The organism is Rhizobium sp. WYCCWR10014 (assembly GCF_001657485.1).
Lineage (GTDB): Bacteria > Pseudomonadota > Alphaproteobacteria > Rhizobiales > Rhizobiaceae > Rhizobium.
Genome location: NZ_LXFU01000041.1, coordinates 193,458 through 212,970 on the forward strand (window position 1 = coordinate 193,458; position 19,513 = coordinate 212,970).

The 19,513-nt window shown below is 61.0% G+C and carries 20 protein-coding genes and 1 pseudogene; 14 read left to right on the forward strand and 7 right to left on the reverse strand.

Annotated features, from left to right (window positions below; translation table 11 throughout):
• Positions 1-91 precede the first annotated feature (91 nt).
• Together A6U98_RS22815 and A6U98_RS22820 are read left to right on the forward strand one after the other, a co-directional pair.
• Positions 92-1,159, forward strand: a complete 1,068-nt coding sequence (locus A6U98_RS22815; protein WP_064652969.1) for a DUF3095 family protein — start codon at positions 92-94, stop codon at positions 1,157-1,159.
• 128 nt (positions 1,160-1,287) lie between these two features.
• Positions 1,288-2,586, forward strand: a complete 1,299-nt coding sequence (locus A6U98_RS22820; RefSeq protein WP_064652971.1) for an epoxide hydrolase family protein — start codon at positions 1,288-1,290, stop codon at positions 2,584-2,586.
• 60 nt (positions 2,587-2,646) lie between these two features.
• On the opposite strand, the pseudogene A6U98_RS22825 reads toward A6U98_RS22820, so the two are convergent.
• From A6U98_RS22825 to A6U98_RS22835, 3 genes and pseudogenes are all read right to left on the reverse strand, one after another.
• Positions 2,647-3,042 (reverse strand): annotated as a pseudogene (locus tag A6U98_RS22825) (NUDIX domain-containing protein).
• Between the two features lie 32 nt (positions 3,043-3,074).
• A complete protein-coding gene (locus A6U98_RS22830; protein ID WP_064652973.1) occupies positions 3,075-3,548 on the reverse strand; it encodes a MarR family transcriptional regulator in 474 nt (157 codons plus the stop codon).
• Positions 3,549-3,697: 149 nt separating this feature from the next.
• Positions 3,698-4,753, reverse strand: coding sequence for a helix-turn-helix domain-containing protein (locus A6U98_RS22835; protein WP_064653090.1), 1,056 nt, complete (start codon positions 4,751-4,753; stop codon positions 3,698-3,700).
• Positions 4,754-4,916: 163 nt separating this feature from the next.
• On the opposite strand from A6U98_RS22835, the gene A6U98_RS22840 reads away from it, so the two are divergent.
• The 6 genes from A6U98_RS22840 (at position 4,917) to A6U98_RS22865 (ending at position 10,521) form a co-directional block, all read left to right on the forward strand.
• A complete protein-coding gene (locus A6U98_RS22840; protein ID WP_064652976.1) occupies positions 4,917-5,795 on the forward strand; it encodes an ABC transporter substrate-binding protein in 879 nt (292 codons plus the stop codon).
• Between the two features lie 181 nt (positions 5,796-5,976).
• Positions 5,977-6,729, forward strand: coding sequence for an amino acid ABC transporter ATP-binding protein (locus A6U98_RS22845; protein ID WP_064652978.1), 753 nt, complete (start codon positions 5,977-5,979; stop codon positions 6,727-6,729).
• Between the two features lie 7 nt (positions 6,730-6,736).
• The gene (locus A6U98_RS22850) at positions 6,737-7,396 is read left to right on the forward strand and encodes an amino acid ABC transporter permease (protein ID WP_064652980.1); all 660 of its coding nucleotides are present in this window, start codon (positions 6,737-6,739) and stop codon (positions 7,394-7,396) included.
• On the forward strand, positions 7,393-8,055 hold the full coding sequence (locus A6U98_RS22855) for an amino acid ABC transporter permease (protein WP_064652982.1): 663 nt from the start codon (positions 7,393-7,395) through the stop codon (positions 8,053-8,055). Before A6U98_RS22850 ends, A6U98_RS22855 begins: the two co-directional genes overlap by 4 nt.
• A gap of 23 nt (positions 8,056-8,078) precedes the next feature.
• Entirely contained in the window at positions 8,079-9,308 is a 1,230-nt protein-coding gene (locus tag A6U98_RS22860; protein WP_064652984.1) for an Atu1372/SO_1960 family protein, read from the forward strand.
• Position 9,309: 1 nt separating this feature from the next.
• Complete coding sequence (locus A6U98_RS22865; protein WP_064652985.1) at positions 9,310-10,521, forward strand: FAD-dependent oxidoreductase; 1,212 nt, start codon at positions 9,310-9,312, stop codon at positions 10,519-10,521.
• A 188-nt stretch (positions 10,522-10,709) separates the two neighbouring features.
• On the opposite strand, the gene A6U98_RS22870 is transcribed toward A6U98_RS22865, so the two are convergent.
• The gene (locus A6U98_RS22870; RefSeq protein ID WP_064652987.1) at positions 10,710-11,480 is read right to left on the reverse strand and encodes a siderophore-interacting protein; all 771 of its coding nucleotides are present in this window, start codon (positions 11,478-11,480) and stop codon (positions 10,710-10,712) included.
• Positions 11,481-11,741: 261 nt separating this feature from the next.
• On the opposite strand from A6U98_RS22870, the gene A6U98_RS22875 reads away from it, so the two are divergent.
• Both A6U98_RS22875 and A6U98_RS22880 read left to right on the forward strand, forming a co-directional pair.
• Positions 11,742-12,353: a DUF1442 domain-containing protein gene (locus A6U98_RS22875; RefSeq protein ID WP_064652989.1), complete on the forward strand. Its 612-nt coding sequence runs from the start codon at positions 11,742-11,744 to the stop codon at positions 12,351-12,353.
• Between the two features lie 122 nt (positions 12,354-12,475).
• Positions 12,476-12,871 carry a Rap1a/Tai family immunity protein gene (locus tag A6U98_RS22880; RefSeq protein WP_064652991.1) on the forward strand — a complete coding sequence of 132 codons (396 nt, stop codon included), beginning with the start codon at positions 12,476-12,478 and terminating at the stop codon, positions 12,869-12,871.
• Positions 12,872-12,876: 5 nt separating this feature from the next.
• On the opposite strand, the gene A6U98_RS22885 is transcribed toward A6U98_RS22880, so the two are convergent.
• Positions 12,877-13,569 (reverse strand): GntR family transcriptional regulator, encoded by a 693-nt coding sequence (locus A6U98_RS22885; protein WP_064652993.1) that lies wholly within the window; start codon positions 13,567-13,569, stop codon positions 12,877-12,879.
• Between the two features lie 370 nt (positions 13,570-13,939).
• On the opposite strand from A6U98_RS22885, the gene A6U98_RS22890 reads away from it, so the two are divergent.
• Positions 13,940-14,722 carry an alpha/beta hydrolase gene (locus A6U98_RS22890; protein WP_064652995.1) on the forward strand — a complete coding sequence of 261 codons (783 nt, stop codon included), beginning with the start codon at positions 13,940-13,942 and terminating at the stop codon, positions 14,720-14,722.
• A 66-nt stretch (positions 14,723-14,788) separates the two neighbouring features.
• Here the strand turns inward: A6U98_RS22890 and A6U98_RS22895 are convergent, their stop codons facing one another.
• Together A6U98_RS22895 and A6U98_RS22900 are read right to left on the reverse strand one after the other, a co-directional pair.
• The gene (locus A6U98_RS22895; RefSeq protein ID WP_156667879.1) at positions 14,789-16,306 is read right to left on the reverse strand and encodes an epoxide hydrolase family protein; all 1,518 of its coding nucleotides are present in this window, start codon (positions 16,304-16,306) and stop codon (positions 14,789-14,791) included.
• Between the two features lie 42 nt (positions 16,307-16,348).
• A complete protein-coding gene (locus A6U98_RS22900; RefSeq protein ID WP_064652997.1) occupies positions 16,349-17,020 on the reverse strand; it encodes a TetR/AcrR family transcriptional regulator in 672 nt (223 codons plus the stop codon).
• Between the two features lie 93 nt (positions 17,021-17,113).
• Between A6U98_RS22900 and A6U98_RS22905 the strand changes: the two genes are divergently transcribed.
• The 3 genes from A6U98_RS22905 to A6U98_RS22915 all read left to right on the forward strand — a co-directional run bounded on the left by A6U98_RS22905 (position 17,114) and on the right by A6U98_RS22915 (position 19,502).
• Positions 17,114-17,734 (forward strand): NAD(P)H-dependent oxidoreductase, encoded by a 621-nt coding sequence (locus tag A6U98_RS22905; RefSeq protein ID WP_064652999.1) that lies wholly within the window; start codon positions 17,114-17,116, stop codon positions 17,732-17,734.
• 83 nt (positions 17,735-17,817) lie between these two features.
• Positions 17,818-18,777: an acetylxylan esterase gene (locus A6U98_RS22910; RefSeq protein ID WP_064653094.1), complete on the forward strand. Its 960-nt coding sequence runs from the start codon at positions 17,818-17,820 to the stop codon at positions 18,775-18,777.
• Complete coding sequence (locus tag A6U98_RS22915; protein WP_064653001.1) at positions 18,774-19,502, forward strand: alpha/beta hydrolase-fold protein; 729 nt, start codon at positions 18,774-18,776, stop codon at positions 19,500-19,502. Before A6U98_RS22910 ends, A6U98_RS22915 begins: the two co-directional genes overlap by 4 nt.
• Positions 19,503-19,513: the final 11 nt, after the last annotated feature.

The window sequence follows — 19,513 nt, forward strand, 5'->3', positions numbered from 1 at the left end:
AGGATTTGATGCGGAGGGCCTGCCGGTCGGCCGGCAGACCTCCTTCTGAGGTAGCAGGCACCGGAAACCTTGCCGATCTGGAGGATACGCCATGATCAATAGCCACGCCCAGCCGCACCGGGCTTATGACGAGTTTTCACTAGTGCTCGATCCTGATGTCTATGAGCCATTGCCCGATGACTGGCTGGTCGGCATCACCGATGTCGTCAACTCGACCACGGCGATCCGCTCGGGGCGCTATGAAGACGTCAACTATGCGGGCGCATCTGTTATCGCTGCCCTCGGCAATGCCTGGGGATCGTTCGATTTCCCCTTCGTGTTTCGCGGAGACGGGGCAGCATTCGCCTTGCCGCCACAGGGCATCATGGCGGCGACATCGGCATTGCGGCAGGTGGCGAGCTTTGCAAGAGCCGATCTCGATCTTACCCTTCGTATCGGGCTGCTGACCGTACGCGAAATTCGCGCCAATGGGCGCGACGTCAGAATTGCCCGCTATGCCGCCTCCGAGAACGCGACCTATGCGATGTTTGCAGGGGGCGGGCTCAAATGGGCGGAGCAGCAGATCAAGAGCGGCCGGTATCTGGTCAAGCCGGGCCGCTACGCGACGAAGCCTGATCTGACCGGCCTCAGCTGTGACTGGACCCCGTTCCCAAGCAAGCGCGGCGAGATCCTGTCGCTGCTGGTCGAGTCTCGCGACCATATCAGTCCCGAGGTCTTTGCGGCGCTGGGGAAACGTGTGCTTGCGGTTTTCGATGCCGCGCCGCGCCAGTCTCATCCGCTTCCCGGCGGCGTTCCCTTGTCAGGAGACAGCGGGAAGCAGGTCGATGCGAAAGGCTGGTCGGAGGTTGCCGCCAATTCGGATTTTCGCAAGTTCGACGACGGTTTGCGCCTGACGCTGGATTGCACGCCGGAACAGATCGACAGGGTCGAAGCGATCCTCGTTCCGGCAAGGGCTCGCGGCCAGATCAACTTCGGACTGCATCGCCAGTCGCATGCGCTGATGACCTGTCTCGTGCCGTCCGGCCGGCCGGATTCGCACCTGCATTTCCTTGATGGAATGGGTGGCGGCTATGCCAGGGCCGCCGAGAAGATGGAGGAAGGCGCGTTTGCCATCGTGCCGTCGCGCCAGCCCGGGAGACCGTTCGCGGCCGAGGCTTAACCTGACCGGGTAAATTGACCCCTGCGTCTGGCCGGGTGCATAGTCTCGGCCAGACGCGAATGACCTGCTGCAAACGAGGTCGGTCAGTCGATCCTCGTTCCCATAGATCGAACGAAGAGGAAAGCGTCATGTCACCGATATCCCTACTATCGCCCACCCGGCGCGAACTGCTTGCAGCCACCGCCGCCGCCGGAGCCATCGGCCTGCTGGCGGGAACGCGCAGCGTGTTGGCGAACGGCGAGGGGATTAGCCCCTTCAGCGTCAATTTCCCCGAGGAGGCGCTTGCCGAACTGCACCAGCGCGTCGCAGCGACCCGCTGGCCTGACAAGGAGACCGTCACTGACGACACGCAGGGCGTGCGACTTGCGACAATCCAGAAACTCGCGAAGCATTGGGAGACGGAATACGACTGGCGCAAGATGGAGGCACGGCTCAATGGGTTGCCGCAGTTCATCACCGAGATCGACGGGCTGGATATCCATTTCATTCACGTCCGCTCCAAGCATGAGAATGCCTTGCCTGTCATCGTCACGCATGGCTGGCCCGGCTCGATCATCGAGCAGCTGAAAATCATCGAACCGCTCACGAATCCTACGGCGCATGGCGGCAGCCCAGAGGACGCGTTTGATGTGGTGATCCCGTCGCTGCCAGGCTACGGCTTTTCGGGCAAGCCGACGGCGCCGGGGTGGAATCCTCCCCGCATCGCAAAGGCCTGGGCAGTGCTGATGCAGCGCCTCGGCTATACGAAATATGTGGCCCAGGGCGGCGACTGGGGGAACGCGGTTACCGAGCTGATGGCTTTGCAGGAGCCGCCGGGATTGCTCGGCATCCACACGAATATGGCGGCCACGGTTCCAGCAGACATCGCCAAGGTTCTCTCAGCCGGTAGTCCTGCACCAGTCAGCCTTTCGCCCGATGAAAAGCGTGCTTACGACCAGCTCGACGATTTCTACAAGAACGGACTGGGCTACGCGATCGAAATGAACAATCGCCCGCAGACGCTCTACGGGATCGTGGATTCACCCGTCGGGCTTGCCGCATGGATGCTCGACCACGACATCCGCAGTTACCAGATGATTGCTCGCGTCTTCGACGGAAAGCCCGAGGGGCTGAGCAAGGATGATATCCTCGATAACATCACGCTCTATTGGCTGACGAACACCGCAATCTCCTCGGCGCGCCTCTATTGGGACAATGCGCATTTCCCGAGCGGAGGTTTCTTCGATCCGAGAGGCATCAAGATCCCGGTAGCCGTCAGTGCTTTTCCCGATGAGATCTACCAAGCGCCGCAGAGCTGGGCGGAGAAAGCCTATCCGAAGCTCATCCACTACAACAGGCTCGACAAGGGCGGCCACTTCGCCGCCTGGGAACAGCCGGTGGTTTTCACTGCCGAGCTCAGGGCGGCGTTTCGGACGCTGCGCCAGTAGAGAAAAAAGCGCGTCGCGCCGAACCGGTTCGTGCGACGCGCTTCAGTCTTTGGGGCTCCGCTACATGGCGAGGTTTGCGAGCATTTTGCAGAGCTGAGGCAGCGCCAGCTCGGCTTCGCTTTCTATCGCGGCGGCGCCAAACCATCTGAGCTCAGTGTGTTCGTCATCGATCAGTCGAGGATCGCCGTGCCACTGATCGACGCGATAGAGATGAAATGTGACGGATGCCCCGGGCCGGCCTTCCAATACGAACTTTCCCGCAAACTGCCAGCGCTGCGGCGTCACGCCTATTTCTTCCATCAATTCCCGGCGCATTGCCGTCTCGGCGTCTTCGCCATCTTCAACGTGGCCGCCCGGCAGGCTCCAAAGATCCGCGTGTGTTCTGCGCGTGGAACTTCACTTTGCCAGGAGAACGGTACCATTCTGAGTCAAGGCGCCCATCGCGATCTCGGGCATCTCGTTTTCTCCGTTATGTCATGATGCCGGGATCACGATTTTTCCGGTTCGGGCTGCGTCGATCGCAGAAGGTTGTCGCGTAGCCGCGTCACCGATTTTTGTACGACGGGAAAGTCGTCGCCGAGCCCGGTGGCGGCAATCATGGGAGCGACGGGATCGCCGTCGAGAAGAGTGCGCCCTGCCGGCGTCAGGCTCACCCGCACCTGCCGCTCGTCGGCGGGATCGCGACGACGCGTGATGTAGCCGACCGATTCCAGCTTCTTGAGGATGGGCGTCAACGTATTGGATTCGAGAAACATCTTTTCTCCCAACGCCCCGACCGTCTGATCATCCTCTTCGGAAAGGGCGACGATGACGATATATTGGGTGTAGGTCAGGCCAAGCTGATCCAGGATCGGCTTATAGGCGCGGCCGAAGGCAAGATTGGCCGAATAGACCGCAAAACACAGAAAATTGGAAAGCTTGCGACCGCCCTTGCCCGGCTGCGGAGAGGCGAGTGCAGGCATATCCGGCCCCTTAGCTGCTTTAGATGTCGGCATAGGTCCATCCTGTCCAAGTTTTCTGACGATGAAATCTATATAAATCGCATCCGATTAAATCGCAATAGTATCGAAGTCGGTTTTTGATCCTGCCGTTGGTGGTGACTCGACAAAGATTAGCGGAAACTCCTGGGAGGCTTCCCATACTTCTTGCGAAAAGCGGTTGCGAAATGGGCGGAGTCGGAGAAACCGGTTTCAAAGGCGATCGCCGTCATGGGCAGTGTGCTGTTTTCGACCAGAAACCGGCCATAGCGCAATCTCGTCTCGACGATAAAACGCTTCGGAGTCATGCCGATATTGTCCTGGAAGAGACGTGCGAACTGACGTGGTGACAGGCCGACCAGAGAGGCCACCTGTTCCGGTGAGACGTCGCGGCCCTTCCGACTCTCGATGAGAACGACGGCTCGCTGTATGCGCGAATCTTCGGTGCGGCGAAATGTTGTGGCGCGGCCGTGATCGAAGGCGCTCATGCGCTTCTGTTCCGTGAGCGAAAGCTGGTGCACGGCCTTGGCCGCCCGATCCGGTCCGCAATGCGTGCGGATGAGCTCCGTCATCAGCGACAGGATCGATACGCCGCCAGGCACGGTAATGCGGCCGTTTTCGATCAGGAAGTCATCGCGCGTGGAGAAGGCAAGACGCGGGAAGGCAATCCGGAAATCTTCCGCGTGAAAGGGATGGACGCACGCCTTGCGCCCAGTGAGCAGTCCCTCCTGCGCCAATATGAAGGCGCCCGTACAAACACCAATGACCGGGACACCTGCCGATGCCGCCACCCTCAGATAGTCGCGATGTTTGCTAGGTGCGGCGCGCAGATGTGGCAGGAGGCCACCGATAACCACGACGTAGTCGAAGTCGGTCGGGTTGATGTAGGGCGCATCGGCATGAACCCGGATGCCGCAGCTGGCGACCGCTGCATGGCCCGGAGCCCCCATGATCGACCAGCGACAATGTAATGGACGGGAATTGTCGGCAAAGTCCGCCGCATGTCTTAGAGGCTCGACGATACCTGTCAGCGACATCATCGGGAAGGTCGGCCAGAGGAGAATGCCTACGGAGAGATCGGCCTTTCGGTCGCGTGCGACCAGAAGCCGCTCGGCCCAAAGATCGTCGAGCCAGCGCACATAGTCCGGCTCGTTGGCAGATATTTCGGAAGGTTCCTCGGATGTGATCATGGCGTAAGGCGATGATAGAGCCTTCATGTCCTTTTTTCAAAGAAAATGTCTGATTTATAAAATTCAGCAGCAGCTTTCAGTGTCAAGTTTTCTCTCGTCGAACGCGACATCCGGGGAGCAGAAACCACCGGACCGGGGAACCAACAAATCAAGGATCAGAACAATGGCACTTTCTCTTTCGAGAAGGATGGTGACGTGCGCTCTGCTGGCAGGCAGCTTCATGTCCCTTTCATCTATCGCCAATGCTTTCGAACTTGCCGAGCAGGGCAAGCTGACGGTTGCCTTCACCGGCGACATGCCCGGCTCCGGCTGGCAGGACGGGAAGCTGGTAGGCTATGACGGTGAAATCATGCAGCGCATTGCCGACAAGCTCGGGCTCAAGATTCAGCCTGCCCTCATGGAATGGTCGGGTACGATCGCCTCCGTTCAGTCGGGCCGCGTCGACGTCATGCTCGGCACCATGGGCTGGACTGAAAAGCGTACGAAGATCATGAGTCTGTCCGAGCCGATCCACTACTTCAAGAACGGCATCATGCAATCGACGAAGACGAGCTGGGACAAGCTTTCTGATCTGGAAGGCAAGAAGATCGGAACGATCACCGGCTTTTCGTTCGTCCCGGAATTGAAGAGCATCAAAGATCTTCAGCTCTCGCTCTACGACACTTCCGATGCGGCCGTGCGCGATCTTATCGCCGGGCGCATCGACGCTGTTATCGGCGATCCGCCGGTGGTCTCCTATGCCATCAAGCAGAACCCTGATTGGAATATGCACTTCCTTGCCTTCACCGACAACAGTCCGGATTTCCCGCTGCTGACCGGTCTCGGGCAGGTCGTCTATGGCCTCAATCAGAAGAACGACGATCTGCGCCAGAAGATGGACGCCATCATCGCCGACATGTGGAAGACTTGCGAGATGAAGGAAATCGGCGCCCGCTACGGATTGTCGTCGGATGTCTGGTTCAAGCCGGTGGGCCAAAACTTCCGCGCCGGCGTCGATCGCCCGGCAGATTACAAGCTGCCGTCTTGTGCAGCTGGCGGCTGAACGGCCGTGCGGACGGAAGCTGCACGGCAGCTTTCGTCCACCCTCTTCGCCTACTGCATAATTCCTTAAATCGGAATCGATTTCAGGAGAAAATTATGCAGCAATTCAAAGTGCTACAGCGTCCTTGGCGCGTCTGAAAAGACGCGCGGCGCTGTAGATATGATCGCATAAGGAAACGGCGATGAATGCGCTTCTCAGCGTTGCAGGCCTACGCAAGAGCTACGGTCCTATCGAAGTTCTCAAAGGCATCGATTTCGATGTCGCGCCAGGTGAGAAGATTGCCCTGATCGGTCCGTCCGGCTCCGGGAAATCCACCTGTCTGCGCTGCATGAATTTTCTGGAAAAGCCCAGTGCCGGCGAGATCCGCCTCGATGGCGAGCGGATCGGCGTCCGCAACGGCCAGGTTATGAGCGACCGGCAACTTGCACCGCAGCGCGCCGAGATGGGCATGGTCTTCCAGCTCTTCAATCTCTGGCCGCATCTGTCGGTGACGGAAAACGTGGCGATCGCGGCGCGCAAGGTGCGCGGCCTGCCTGCTGCCGAGGCACGCGAACTGGCTTTGGAGATGCTGGCCAAAGTCCATATGACGCACCGCGCCGAAGCCTCACCACTCGAGCTGTCCGGCGGTCAGCAGCAGCGTGTCGCGATTGCGCGGGCGCTTGCCCAGAAGCCGAAGCTCATGCTGTTCGACGAGCCGACATCGGCACTCGATCCCGAACTGGTCCAGGAGGTCCTGAAAGTGATGGAGGAGCTGGCGGGCGAGGGGCGCACGATGCTGATCGTCACGCACGAGATCGCGTTTGCGCGCGACATTGCCGACCGCGTTCTGTTTCTCGACGGCGGCACGATCGTGGAATCCGGCCCGGCACGCCAGGTCATAACCGCCCCTCGGGAAACGCGCACGCAAGCGTTTCTCAACAAGATCCGGCACTAGGCGTGTCATGACCGGATTTTCTCTATTCCTCTCGGTCGTCCAGGGGCTCGTCGCCGGGCTTGGTGTAACCGTTTTCGTCACGATCGCCTCACTGGTGTGCGCAGCCGCCTTCGGGTTCCTTCTCGCTCTGCTCAGGCAATTTGCCGGGATCAAGTTCATCAATCTCGCGATCGATGCCAGCTGCGAAATCCTCTGCAATGTGCCGGCCTTGACGCATCTGTTCATCCTCTACTTCGGGCTTGCCAGCCTCGGCGTGAAATTGACGTCGATCACGGCGGCCATCCTGGGCCTCGGGCTCATCGGGGCGGCGATCACCTGCGCAATCTTTCGCGCCGGTTTCGCTGCGCTGCCGAGCGGGCAGGCGGAGGCGGCGCTTGCTGCAGGGCTGACCCCATTCCAGACCATCTTTGGGATCCTGACGCCACAGGCCATGCGGATAGCGCTTCCGGGGCTCGGAAACTACGCGGTGCAGCTTCTCAAGGATACATCCGTCGTCTCGGCCATTGCGGCGCCGGAAATCATGTTCTTCGCCCGTTCAATGGTGACGTCGTCCTTCCAGACAACAATGATCTACGCGACGGCGGCGGCACTATACCTGTTTCTGAGCCTGCCATTGATGCAGGTAACGCGGTTCCTTGAAAGACGTTACGGGAGGTTAAAGGGATGAGTGCTTTCCTGGCGCCCTATGGCGATTATGGTGCCGAATGGCTGCCTCTGCTGCTGCGGGCGATGGTGAATACGGCCCTGCTTTCCGTTTGTGCCTTTGCCCTGGCATTCGCTTTCGGCCTGCTGCTTTCGCTCTGCCAGAAATCCAGTTTCGCAGCGCTGCGGTATTTTGCGGCTCTTTATGTGACGATCGTGCGTGGCGTGCCGCTGCTGGCGGTTCTGTTTCTGCTTTATTTCGGCTTGCCGGGCATCGGGGTCGTCTTCGATGCTTTCGGTGCGGCGATCGCCGGCCTGGCGTTGTGTTTCGCGGCCCAGGTCGCAGAGCTTTTCCGCGCCGGCCTGAAGGCTATACCGGCCGGGCAGAGTGAGGCAGCGCTGGCCGCGGGCTTCACCCCGGCCCAGAGCTTCGTCTGGATTATCCTGCCGCAGGTCGCGCGTGTCATTCTGGCGCCGATGATCATCACCTTCGTCTCGCTGCTCAAGGATTCTTCGCTCGCTTCGCTGATTACCGTCAACGAACTGGTCCTCACCGGGCGGTCAATGGCGACCGAGTATTTCCTGCCCTTGCAAATCTACATTGCCGTCGGCCTCTGCTATTTCGCGATAGCGTGGCCTTTCTCGGTCCTCTCGCGCCGGCTAGCCCTTCCGGCCACCCGCTAACTCGTCATCACAAGGCCAAGACCATGACCATTGAAACGACCGTTGCCACCGGCGACGCCCGTCGGCATGCAACGCAATCGCATGAACCTCGTTGGCCGGTGATCCTTATGACGCCCGACCTTAGCGAAGCGCCTGATGCGCCGACCGAGAAGGAGTATGTGGTACGCGCCAACTACGCGGACGCCATAGCCGAGGCAGGGGGAATTCCGTTGATCCTGCCTTACAATACCCGGAACCTGGCACCGGCCTTGGCGCTCGCCGATGGAATCGTCCTCACCGGTGCGCGGCCGGGGACTGAGGTGACAGGCGCGCGCAGGCAGTTCGAAATTCAGCTGGTCGAGCAGGCCTTGAAAACTGGCAAGCCGCTCCTTGGCATATGCCACGGCATGCAACTGATCGGTGAATGCCTTGGAGGCAAATTTCAAACCGAACTGCCGGCCGCCGCCGTATCCCACATCCCGCAAGATATCCCCGACGTTTTGGCGCACGAGATCATCGTCGAGCAGGGCAGCGTGCTGATCGATTGGGTGGGGAAGGGCCCGGTACGCGTCAATAGCCTGCACCGGCATGCTTTGGCTGGCCACGGGCGCTTCCGTATCGCTGCAAGGGCGCCGGACGGCACCATCGAAGCATTCGAAGGGGAAACGGACGGCTTTTGCCTCGGCATCCAGTGGCACCCCGAATACCGGCTGACCGAACTCGACAGGAATATCATAGGGGCCTTCGTCGACCGCAGCGCAGAAGCAGCAGTCCGCAAGGTACGCGATGCCTCATCGGCTGGAAGCAATCGCGTACGCGAGCGGCTGGCACAGCTCGCGCTTGCCTTGCCGGAAGCATCCTCGCCGCCAGGCGCATTTTCCGGGGCTGTGCGGACCGGCAATGTCATCACCGTTTCCGGTCAGGTGCCGCTGAAGGACGGCGAAGTGCTGCAGACGGGACATCTCGGAGTGGACGTCTCCATCGAAGAGGGACTGGAATGCGCGCGCTGGGCGCTTCTCAATGCGCTTGCGCAGTTGGAGAGGGCTGCGGGTGGCTTTGACAACATCCTGGGCTTCGTCCGCCTGGCGGGCTATGTGGCGGCGGATGCTGCTTTCGAGCGCCACGGCGCCGTCATCGATGGCGCTTCGGAACTACTCCGAGAGCTTTTCCCGGATCGATGGGTGCATGCCCGCATCGCGATCGGCGTAACGTCCCTGCCGCGCGGGGTTCCCGTTGAGGTCGAGTTGACGGCCGTCGTCGGCGACGAGGCTTGAGATGGCGCGCATTGCGGTGATCGGCGCGGGCGTCATCGGCGTATCGTCGGCCTATCTTCTGGCCCGAGCGGGGCATGATGTGACACTTATTGACGCGGCAAGCGAGCCGGGCAGGGGCGCGAGTGCAGGCAACGCCGCGCAGCTGTCCTGGGCCTACGGTGACGCTATGGCATCGCCAGCCCTGCTGAAGCATCTGCCAGCCATCGCGATGGGCCGCGATCCGGCCTTCCGGATCCGCTGGCAACTCGACCGGGACTTTCTCTGCTGGGGCCTGAAATTTATTGCCAATACCCGGTTCAGTTGTTGGTGGAACAATACGCAGGACATCCTGCGCCTTGCCGAACAATCCCGTCACGAGCTCGCAATCCTGCTTAGGGAAACCGATGTCGAATTCGATTACCGTGTCGCTGGAAAACTGCATCTCTACGCCGATCGGCAAAGTTTTGCTGCCGCCGATTCCGGTGTCGCGCGCAAGAACGCCCTTGGCTTCGAGCAGCGCCTGCTGACGCGGGTGGAGGCGGAAAACATCGAACCTGCGCTCGCCGCGTATCAGGCAGAGATTGCCGGGGCCGTTTACACTCCAGGTGATGCCCTCGGCGATGCGGCCGGATTTTGCCGCCAGCTCACCGCCTGGATGATCGAGCGCCGGCAGGTGTCGGTGCTTTTCGGCAGGAGGGTCTCGAGCTTCGTCCAAACGGGAGGCGTGCTGACAGGATTGAGGTTCGAGGACCGCGACGAGCTTCGCGTCGACGCGGCCATCGTTGCCGCAGGACCGCAGATCCGTTCCCTCATATCCGATTTGCCCGAGGCTCGCGACATACGCCCCGTCAGAGGCTACTCGCTCACCATTCCAAGAACTGGCCTTGCACCAAGTATCAGCCTGACAGACGTCAAGCGAAAGCTTGCCTTTGCAGCCATCGGCGATAGTTTTCGTGTCGCCGGACTGGCAGACATCGAGCGTCCGGGGGCCGGTTTTAATGCCAGACGTTTCGACACGCTCAAGCTGGCCGCGTCTGCAGTGCTGCCCGACCTTTTCGAGCGATCGGACGAACTGATGAGATGGTCGGGCGAGAGGCCGATGACTCCGACCTCCAAGCCCATTATCGCTGCCTCCCGACGCATCAAAGGTCTCTACATCAATGCCGGTCACGGCATGTTGGGGTGGACGCTTGCATTAGGCTCTGCCCGCCGCGTGGTCGATCTCTTTCAATAGGTCGGTGGCTGGCGCCCGGTGCTTATCGTTGCTGACGCTCTCCACCTGCCGCAGCGTTCCGGCAGAGGCTGCCGAGACTTCGCTCAATTCATACCTCTTCACATCCATCTGATCGTTCCGGATCATAAAATCCGGAACGAAGGAAGTCAGAACTCATCACCAAATGGAATCCGGAATGCGGGTTGGTCCTAGCCGAATTTCTCGGTCGTATCGGCCTTGCCGAACACCCAGTAGCCGGATGCCTTGATCCAGCTGAGCGGGCAACCTCGATCCAGCAGGTAGGCGCGGATATCGCGTGTCACCGAGGCTTCCGCCGCCACCCAGATGAAGGTTTCCGGTTTGATATCGACCGTGCTCAACAGTTTCAGCAGCGCGGTGGCATCGGTTGCCTGAGACAGAGGCCGGTGCACCCAGTGGGCGTGCAGTTCAGCTGATGTCTCGAAGACTTGTTCTTCCAACGGGCCGGTGACGGCTGCGATTGTGGTGATGAGGGTTCCGGCACTGCTCTCCTCGATCCGGCGGCCGATCGCCGGCAGCGCGGTTTCATCGCCGATCAGCAGCCATCGTTTTACGGTCTTCGACACTACGGCGGAGCCCCTTGGTCCGCCGATCTCGAGCCTGTCGCCGGGGCGCGAATTGATCGCCCATTGGGTTGCCGGCCCTGCCTCATGCAAGGCGAAGTCGATGGTCAGTTTTCGTTCGGTGTTATCGTAGCGGCGCGGCGTGTAGTCACGGCGTTCTTCGCTGCCATCGGCGGCCGGTACGAAAATCTTGATGTGGTCGTCGGGCGCAAGGCTGATGAAATCGGCAAGATCATCGCCGGACAATGTGATGCGGCGCATGCCGGGGGTGATGTCGACAATGCTTTCGACCATGAGGGTGCGCCGCCGCGTGTCGTGGCGGACCCGTTCGACGCCGGGGGCCGGTGAAATCTGATCTTTGAGTTGATTGTTATCCATGTGTCCTTCCGGGGCTTTAAAGCTCGATCCGCAGGACACAGTCGCGCAGATCGAAGCCGCAAAGCCGTTCGATCATACGCGTTGAGTGACGTTAACGCTTACGTGGCCGGGTGACCCGACCATTGACGGCATGATGTAGCCGACGACGGCGGCATGTGCAACCGCAAGGGAGCCAGCAATGGCGATGATTGCCAAAGTTTAACTTTCCGGCGGTGTTCCGGTTGGGCAATGATCGGCCGATCAGCGGTTATGGAGAAGACAATGGATAGCAGAATCCAGGACGTGCTCGAGATCTATCACGCGATGATCGAGACGGAGCATAACAGCCCGCGCGAACTGCCTCCCGGCGGGCGCGATGGAGGGGAGGATCAGCGGCTACGCGTGGTCGGACCTGCGACCGGACAGTTTATCAATATCCTCGCCAAGAGCCTCAAGAGCCCGACCATTCTCGAACTCGGCACCTCCTTCGGTTATTCCGGGATATGGCTGGCGGAAGCCGCGCGCGCTTCCGGCGGGCGGCTGATCACCATGGAAATGCACGACTACAAGTCGGCCTACGCACGCGACATGGCCGTCAAGGCAGGGCTCGCAGAGCATGTGGAATTCAAGGTTGGCGACGCCGTCCAGATGATCGGCGCGCTTTCCTCCGGCATCGACTTCGTGCTGGTGGATCTCTGGAAGGATCTTTACGTTCCATGCCTCGAGGCTTTCTATCCCAAGCTCAATCCGGGCGCGATCATCGTCGCCGACAACATGCTGCGCCCGGGAGGTGACGATCTCAAACGCTATGGTGAGGCTGTCCGTGCCAAGCCCGGGATATCAAGCGTGCTGCTGCCAGTCGGCAGCGGGCTTGAGGTCAGTCGGTTCGATTGAGGCTGAGGTGAAATTAACGGCCATTTTGTTTTTAGTTGCAGCAAAAAAGAAGACACGTTTTAAGCTAACTTCCGACACGGTCCCGATCAAAGCTCTGCGTTATTGCGAGCTTTGGAGATGTGATGTCGGGCATTCTTATCGCCACCCTTTTAGCAACGGTTTCTGCAAAGATTCCTGCCGGATTTTCCAGCGGTGACCTCCTTTATTCTGATTGCGGCGGCTCACGGCAGTTTGTCGTCGGATATGTCGCGGGTTGGTTGGACAAGTGGAACCGGGACGAGTATCTGGCCCGCCGAATTTTCACCGAAGTCGTTCCCGCGCCGAAAGCAATGGTGAACTCGGCGTATTTTGCCAACTCCGTTGGGGTAAACGTCTGTGTGCCGGTTGGAACGACGGCGGAAGCAATCAGCAATACGTTGTGTACATTCCTGGAAGAGAATCCCGGCATACGCGAGGCCACCGGCGACGAGCTGATGACGACGTTGATCGCCTATAAATACCGCTGCCCCGTGCCGTAGGAACGTCAAACTCCCCCCGGCTTGTTGGTTTCGATGAAACGGCTGAGCGAGGTGGCGGCATTCAGCATGTGGGCGCGCATGCGCCGAGATGCCATCTCGCCGTCGCCTTCGGCGATCGCCTGCATGATCGCCTCGTGTTCGTCCCGGGATCGGCGCAGCCGTTCGCCCTGGCGCAATTGCGTGCGCCGGAAGGCGTTCAGGCGGTTGCGCACGGCGATCGCCTGTTCGGCAAGGAAGCCATTGTGGGTGGCGTGATAGATGGCTTCATGGAATTGGCGGTTGAAGCTGTCATAGGCATCGAAATTTCCGGCTTCTACGATCGGCTGGGAGAGATCGTGCAGTTCGATCAGACGGCTGCGCTCCAGCGGCGTCATGCGGTAGGTGGCGAGCCTGACGCAGACGGCCTCGATTTCGGCCACCGTCTCGAACATCTCCATGATGCGTTCCGGCGTCATACGGGCGACGACGCCGCCGCGCCGGGCGCGTAGCTCGACGAGGCCGCCCGCCGCCAGCTGACGCAACGCTTCGCGCACCGGCGTGCGGGAGGCGCCGAAGCGATCGGCAAGCTGCTGTTCGTCCAACGCTGCGCCCGCCGCCAGCGTGCCGGTGGCGATCTCGTCCGTCAGGGCGTTGCGAATGCGGTCGGAGAGCAGCCCGCGATCATCGCCGTCATCCTCGGTTTCGAAACCATTCGCCATTCCGTTTTCTCCGATCTGTTTCAGCATCGACGGCTCGATCGATTGTGTATGCAAATGTGATTGACGTACCGCCTCGCGTATACACTGATGACATCACGAAGGTGTTACGTATTCAATAATTGACTTTATGTCGGATGGGAATACATAAATCTCCAGCGAGTAGGCTTCTGCATACACGAAGCCGCTTCAAATACCGATTTGAATACGACGGGAGCCGCAACGCGACGAAGGCCAGCGCCTCGCGCCGGGCAAAGCGAACCGTTCCGACACGGCATCACAGACCAACCAATTTTGACTTGGCTTCGGTTCTTCGGTCCCGAGCCGACATGCTTTCGATCCTTCAATTCCTGGACGCATAAGGAACCAGATCATGATGATGAACAGACGGACATTCTCGGCCGCCCTTGTTGCCGGCGCCGCCGCTTCTCTGCTTGCCACCCGCGGTATGGCCGCGACATCCTCTCCCGTTAAGGCGCGCAACGTCGTGCTGGCGCACGGGCTGTTTGCCGACGGCTCGTGCTGGACCGAGGTGATCGCCCGCCTGCAGGCGGGCGGGCTCAATGCCACGGCGGTGCAGAACCCGCTGACGACGCTGCCCGAGGCCGTCGCTGCCGTAAAGCGGGTGCTCGACCGGCAGGATGGCCCGACGGTTCTGGTTGGGCATTCGTTTTCCGGCATGATGGTCACCGAGGCAGGCGTGCACCCCAATGTTTCGGCGCTCGTCTATGTCGCGGCGCGGGCGCCGGATGCAGGTGAGGATTATACCGCTCTCGCCAAAACCTTCCCGACGCCGCCGGCTTCGGCCGGCATCGTCTTCGACGGCGACGAGGGACGCCTCAGCGAGGAAGCATTCCTGCGTGATTTTGCCGGCGACCTGCCGGAGGCGAAGGCGAAAGTTCTTTACGCCGTGCAGCAGCCGTTTCAAAAGGCGCTGCTGACCGGCAAGACGACACAGGCTGCTTGGCGTTCGAAGCCGAGCTGGTATGCCGTCTCGACCGAGGACCGGACGATCAATCCCGATCTCGAACGCTTCATGGCCAAGCGCATGGGGGCGAAAACCATTGAAATCCAGGCTAGCCATCTGTCGTTGATCTCCCACCCGGACGAGATCTCAAAGCTGATCCTCACGGCGGCGGGGCAGAATACGGACTGATGCCGAGGCCGGGAAGCGGCAGGGCCGCGGCAGCATCCCTGGAGCGGCGAGGGGCCGCCGCTCCTCTCATATCGGTCGGCGCAGCGGCCTGAACGCTGCTCGAAGCTCGGCGGAGAAGAGTTCCGGCTGCTCCCAGGCGGCGAAGTGGCCGCCCTTGTCGACCTTGTGGAAATAGATAAGGTTGCGATAGGCGCGACGGGCCCATGTCTCCGGGGCCTGATAGCTCTCCCCAGGAAAGACGGTGATGGCGACCGGAAGCGCGATCTTGGAGGTCTTCTCCCCGGCCGCAAGGACGGGACTGCGCCCGCCGCCATATTCCCAGTAGATCCGGGCCGAGGAAGCGGCGCTGTTGGTCAACCAGTAAAGCGTGATGTCGTCGAGCACCTCGTCGGGAGACTTTTCGGGATCACTGCTGTCGTAGGTCCAGTGCGCGAAGCCTGGATGACCGAGCGTCCATGCCGCAAGGCCGGCCGGGGAGTCCGATATGACGTAGCCGATCGTCTGCGGCCTCGTGCCCATCATCGTGGCATAGGACCTGTTCCCCATCTTGGCTGCGGCGCTGAGGGCATCGAACGCCGCGCGTTCCTCGGTGGAGAGTCGCTGCGGCGCCGGCCCGCCGGCGGCGAGCACCGCGGCAACTTCGGGCGGCACGACAGCCGGCAGGTTGATGTGGATGCCGAGCAGACCTTGTGGCGCGAGCCGTGCCATCGCGCCGGAGACCGGCGAGCCCCAGTCGCCGCCCTGGGCGACGTAGCTGCTGTAAGCGAGGCGCTTCATCAGTTCCGCCCAGGCCCGTGCGATGCGGTCCGGCCCCCAGCCGGTGCCGGTCGGCTTGCCGGAGAAGCCGTAGCCCGGCATCGACGGAATGACCACGTCGAACGCATCTTCGGCGCGTCCGCCATGAGCGGTCGGATCGGTGAGCGGGCCGATGATCTTGAGGTTCTCGAATACCGATCCCGGCCAGCCATGGGTGATGATGACGGGCAGGGCATTCGGATGTTTCGAGTGGACGTGAATGAAGTGGATGTCTAGGCCGTCGATCTCGGTGATGAACTGCGGCAGCGCGTTCAGCTTCGCTTCCGCCTTTCGCCAGTCGTAGCCGGTGCCCCAATAATCGACGAGCGGCTTGATCTTTTCGAGCTGTATGCCCTGCGACTGGTCGTCTACCGTCTCGCGTTCGGGCCAGCGTGTTGCCAGCACGCGCCGGCGAAGGTCGAGGAGGTCCGCCTCGGGAGTGTCGACGCGAAACGGGCGGATCGCATCTCCCGTAGCAGCCGATGCCTGATAGGACGGAAACAGGCTGGTCGCGCCCGCGGCGGCGATCCCGATCGCCGCGGTGGTCAGGAACCTGCGCCGGTCGCGGTTCAGGGATTCCGAGCCGGCACTAGTGAGCAGTTTGAAGAGCATGGTCATGGCATTGTCCTTTGAAGCAGACGCCTTGGGCAAGACTTCGATAAGTTCGGCCATCGTCAGAATAGCATGGGCGTAGGTCGGGCCGTTCAGCTTGTGCGCCGCACGCATCATTAGGTGCGAGAAGGCGGCCGTCGCGTCGCTCACCAGGGTCGCGAAATAACCGAGTTCCATGGCGAAGCGGGCGGTGGATTCGATACAGCTATTCCCGCCGGATCATCTCGATGCGAGGCCGGCCGTACTGCGCAGGTGATCGGGATGCGTGCCGCCGCCCATACTTCTCGCCACCATCGCAACGATGGTTTCGAAGAGTTCGTTCTTTGCCTCGACGGCGGTGATGTCGCCCGACGCGGCGGCATAGGAGAGGGCTTCGGCGGCGCCGAGCATGGCCCAGAGGCCGGCTGCGGCGATCGTGCCGGCACCGGTAAAGGGCGAAAGCGCGATGCGGCATTTCTCGATGAAGGCAGCTTCGTATTCGCGCTTGATCCTTTCGAGTTCCGGCGAGCCGGCAAGTGCTGCGATCACACCGGGGATTTCGCGGCCCTGAAGCAGCACGCAGTCGACATAGGAGGTGGCGATGACTGTGGCCCGGTCGGCAAGCGACGGCTGGCTTGCCGCAAGGGCTGCGTCCATCACAGCCGTCTGGCGGGCGTCGAATTCGCGGTAGAGCGCTGCGAGCAGGCCGGGGCGGGTTTCGAAATGATCATAGACCACGGGTTTCGTTACACCCGCCCGCTCGGAAAGCCGGCCGAGGGTCAGCGCTTCCGTTCCCTCGTCACGGGCGATCTGCCAAGCGACGTCGAGCAGCTGGCGATGCCGATCCTGCCGCGATAGGCGGCGGCGCGGTTGCGGATCGGTCGGCTGACCTGTTGTTTCGGCGCTTGACATCACTATATACCAAAAGTAACTTACTGAAAGTAGCTTACCAAAGGTATACAGCCCGCGCCTTCCGTCCGCAATCATTCAATAGGAGTTTTCTGCATGCACGCGCTCATCGTCGTCGCGCATCCCGATCCCCAGTCGCTCACCCACGGCGTCGCCGCCCATCTTGCCGAAGGCGTCACACTTTCCGATGCCGGCCATTCCGTCGAGTTTGCCGATCTCGCGGCCGAGAGCTTCGATCCCCGGTTCACCGCAGCCGATATTGCTCGGCATCTGAGGAAAGGGGTGCTGCCCGCCGATGTCGCCGCCGAGCAGGCAAGGATCGACCGCGCCGATGCGCTGGTGCTCGTCTATCCCGTCTATTGGTGGTCGATGCCGGGCCTTCTCAAGGGATGGATCGACCGGGTGTTCACCAATGGCTGGGCCTATGACGATCGCTCGGATGCCGGGCTGGTGAAGCTGCTCGGCCGTCTGCCGGTGCATCTGGTCGGCCTCGGCGGCGCCGATGCCGGCACCTATACGCGGCGCGGCTATTTCGGTGCGATGAAGACGCAGATCGATCACGGGATCTTCGATTATTGCGGCGCGCCCGTCGTGACATCCGAGCTGCTGCTCGAAACCGGAGAGGATCATGCGACCGCTCATCTGGAAGCGGCGCGCGCCATCGGGCGCCGGCTCTTTGATACATCCCAGCGACACGAGGCGACTGACGCCGCGTAAAGGGGTCCAGCGTTCAAGCAAGGTTTATCGGCCGGCGCATGCAGAACCTTGCGCCGACGGCGTTTTCACTGGACAAAGTCTGGATGAGTATTCCGAAGACACACCCTTTTGATTTCGACCCGACCTACGGCATGCAGATCGAAGAGCTTATGGCGGTCAAGCCGCCCGAGGCGCCTGCGGGTTTCGATGATTTCTGGGAGGCGCGCTATTTGAAGGCACTGACGGTTGATCCGCAGCCGGTGCTGCGCCGGAGCAAGATCACCCATGCCGACTGGCACGTGCTCGATCTCGTCTATATCTCGACCGGTTCATTCAGGATCGGCGGCTGGCTCATCCTGCCGCGTCAGGGGGAGGTGCGGCGCGGCCTCGTCGTCGGGCATGGTTATGGCGGGCGGGATCGGCCTGAAGTCGATCTGCCGGTCAAGGAAACGGCAGTGCTTTTTCCCTGTTGCCGCGGGCTATCGCTTAGCGCTCGTCCGCCGATCTCGCAGAATCCCTCCTGGCATGTGCTGCACGATATCGACAAGCCCAAATCCTATATCATCGGCGGCTGCGTCGAGGATATCTGGCTTGCCGTCTCGACGCTTGTTGCACTCTATCCCTGGCTTTCAGGGCATATCGGCTATAGCGGCATCAGCTTCGGCGGCGGTGTCGGGGCGATGGCGATCGCTTACGACCAGCGCATCGATCGCGGCCATCTGGCGCTGCCCAGCTTCGGGGATCAGCCGCTGCGGCTGACGCTTCCGACAGTCGGCAGTGCGCAGTCGGTGCAGGAGTATCATAAGAAACATCCGGATGTGCTCGAAACGCTTCGCCTCTACGATGCGGCAACGGCCGCTGCGCGGATCAAGGTGCCGATGCTGGTTGCCGTCGCTTTGTTCGATCCTTCCGTCGCGCCGCCCTGCCAGTTTGCTGTCGCAAATGCGCTACCGAAATTTAATGAAATCTTCATCCTGGATGCCGGGCATTTCGATTACCTTGGAAGTGCTGAGCAAGAGGCGGTTCTCCGCGACAAGATCGGACAGTTTTTCAGGGTGCCATGAACCGCGAATATCTGCGCTGGTACAGTCAGCGTCTGCATCGAGACATGGAGATGCTGGTGTTCGGCCATGCCGGCGCCAAGGTGCTGGTCTTTCCGACGCGGGACGGGCGCTTCTTCGAATATGAACAGCTCGGGCTGGTCGCAAGCCTCGCAGACAAGCTCGAGGCCGGCCATCTGCAGCTTTACTGCATCGAGGGTCTGGCGGCCGAGACCTTCTATGCCTTCCACCATCACCCGGCCGAGCGCATCCGCCGGCACGGCGCCCTGGAGGATTATATCCTGCACGAGGTGCTACCGCTGATGGCGGCGAAGAATTCGCATGACTGCACCATCGTGCATGGCTGCAGCCTCGGCGCCTTCCAGGCGGCAAGTCTGTTCTTTCGTCATCCGCATCTCTTCCGCAAGCTCGTCGCCTTTTCCGGCCGCTACGACCTGACGATGAGGGTGGAATCCTTCGGCGACCTGTTCGACGGCTATTACGACGACAGCGTCTATTTCCACATGCCCGCGCATTTCCTGCCGGGACTTGGCGACGACTGGCGGCTCGACAGGCTGCGTCAGCTCGACATCGTTCTCACCATCGGCGATGCCGATCCTTTCCTCGACAACAACCGCTATCTCAGCCGGCTGCTCGCGGACAAGAATGTCGGCCATCAGCTGCATGTGTGGGATGGTCGCGCCCACCGTGCCGGCGCATGGCGGAAGATGGCAGCGCTTTACCTCTGACGCCTGGGGAA